Genomic DNA, 2,145 nt, shown 5'->3' with positions numbered 1-2,145 from the left:
CGCGCCCCCGGATCCGGCGGGGGCGGCGCCGCCTGCTCCCGGGGCAGCAGCACCAGCACCCCGCCCAGCGCCGCGCACCCGGCGACCGAGGCGAGCAGGGCCCTGCGGCGCACCCGCCGGCGGGGCTCACGTGGCTTGTCGTCCGTGGCGCACACAGTCATGGCGCACACTGTGCGTCACACCCCGCGTACGTACGATGATCACACCCCGATGTGGTGCACGTGCCTCCGTGGGGTTCACACCGATGGCCCCCGGTGCGACGCTGTGATCATGAGCCGTATCGAAGCGCGACGCGATGAAGACACGGTGGCGGCCGGCCCCCTCGTCGACCGGCTGCTCGGCGGCCTGCCCCCCGAGGCCGTCCTCACCGACCCCGACGTCACGGCCTCCTACGCCAACGACATGGCGAGCTTCTGCCCGGCCGGCAGCCCCGCGGTGGTGGTCCTGCCGCGCACGGTCGAGCAGGTCCAGCACGTCATGCGCACCGCCACCGAACTGCGCGTCCCCGTCGTCCCGCAGGGCGCCCGCACCGGCCTGTCCGGCGCCGCCAACGCCACCGACGGCTGCGTCGTGCTCTCCCTGACGAAGATGGACCGCATCCTGGAGGTCGACCCGGTCGACCGGATCGCCGTCGTCGAACCCGGCGTCGTCAACGCCACGCTCTCCCGCGCGGTCGGCGAACACGGCCTCTGCTACCCGCCGGACCCCTCGAGCTGGGAGACGTGCACCATCGGCGGCAACATCGGCACCGCGTCGGGCGGGCTGTGCTGCGTGAAGTACGGGGTGACGGCCGAGTACGTCCTCGGTCTCGACGTCGTCCTGGCCGACGGCCGCCTGATGTCCACCGGCCGCCGCACCGCCAAGGGCGTCGCCGGATACGACCTGACCCGCCTGTTCGTCGGCTCCGAGGGCTCCCTCGGGATCGTCGTCCGCGCGGTCCTCGCCCTGCGGCCGAAGCCGCCCGGGCAACTGGTGCTGGCCGCCGAGTTCTCCTCCGGCGCCGCCGCCTGCGACGCCGTGTGCCGCATCATGGCCGGCGGCCACGTCCCCTCCCTCCTCGAACTCATGGACCGTACGACCGTCAAGGCCGTCAACGACATGGCCCGCATGGGCCTCCCGGAGTCCACCGAGGCCCTGCTGCTCGCCGCCTTCGACACCACCGACCCGGCGGCCGACCTCGCCGCCGTCGGCGCGCTGTGCGAGGCCGCCGGCGCCACCCAGGTCGTGCCGGCCGAGGACGCCGCCGAGTCCGAACTGCTGCTCCAGGCACGGCGGACGTCCCTGGTCGCCCTCGAAGCGGTCAAGGGCACGACGATGATCGACGACGTGTGCGTGCCCCGCTCCAGGCTCGGCGAGCTCATCGACGGCGTCGAGCGGATCGCCGGGAAGCACCGGCTCACCATCGGCGTCGTCGCCCACGCCGGCGACGGCAACACCCACCCGACGGTCTGCTTCGACGCGACGGACCCGGAGGAGTCGCGGCGGGCCCGTGAATCCTTCGACGAGATCATGGCGCTCGGTCTGGAACTCGGCGGCACCATCACCGGCGAACACGGAGTCGGCGTGCTGAAGAAGGAGTGGCTGGCACGCGAGATCGGCCCCGTGGGACTGGAGATGCAGCGGGCCGTCAAGCAGGTCTTCGACCCGCTGGGCATTCTCAACCCGGGCAAGCTCTTCTGAACGGGAAGATGCCCGAAAGGGGTGGGGTCCGGCCGGACGGGCGGTCAGGTCCCCGCTCGTCTGATAGATGTGGTTCCCCCCGACCCACCCATCGAGCAGATACGGGACGACGGACATGAGCGCCCCAACCCCGGCCCCCGGCGACGACAGGCCCCGCGAAGGGTATTACCCGGACCCGTCCATTCCTGGATATGTCCGGTACTGGAACGGTGCCTCCTGGGTGCCCGGCACGAGCCGTCCGGCGCCCAAGGACGGCGAGTCGCTCGCACCACCGCCCGGCACGGGCCCGGCGCGGCCCTCCGTCGAGGAGACCGGACCGCACTTCTTCGACGAGGACCCCGTCGAGGAACCGTCCCCGGCCGGGTCCCAGCACGGCAGCCGGCCCGAGCCCGCCTCGGCGTGGGGCGCCGACCGCTCCCACCAGACCGGCTTCGGCGGCGACCAGGACCGCAAGGTGTCCTGGGG

At 72.8% G+C, this 2,145-nt stretch carries 2 protein-coding genes; both read left to right on the top strand.

Annotated features, from left to right (window positions below):
- Positions 1 to 264: 264 nt before the first annotated feature.
- Positions 265 to 1,680: an FAD-binding oxidoreductase gene (locus tag B7767_RS00250; RefSeq protein ID WP_085570281.1), complete on the top strand. Its 1,416-nt coding sequence runs from the start codon at positions 265 to 267 to the stop codon at positions 1,678 to 1,680.
- A gap of 115 nt (positions 1,681 to 1,795) precedes the next feature.
- Positions 1,796 to 2,145 (top strand): DUF2510 domain-containing protein (locus tag B7767_RS00245; RefSeq protein ID WP_143652110.1); only part of this gene is annotated, 350 nt, incomplete at its 3' end.

The sequence above is a fragment of the Streptomyces sp. 13-12-16 genome, from assembly GCF_002114215.1.
GTDB lineage: Bacteria > Actinomycetota > Actinomycetes > Streptomycetales > Streptomycetaceae > Streptomyces.
The sequence above is the reverse complement of the archived record's forward strand: the minus strand, read 5'-3'. Positions and strand labels throughout refer to the sequence as shown.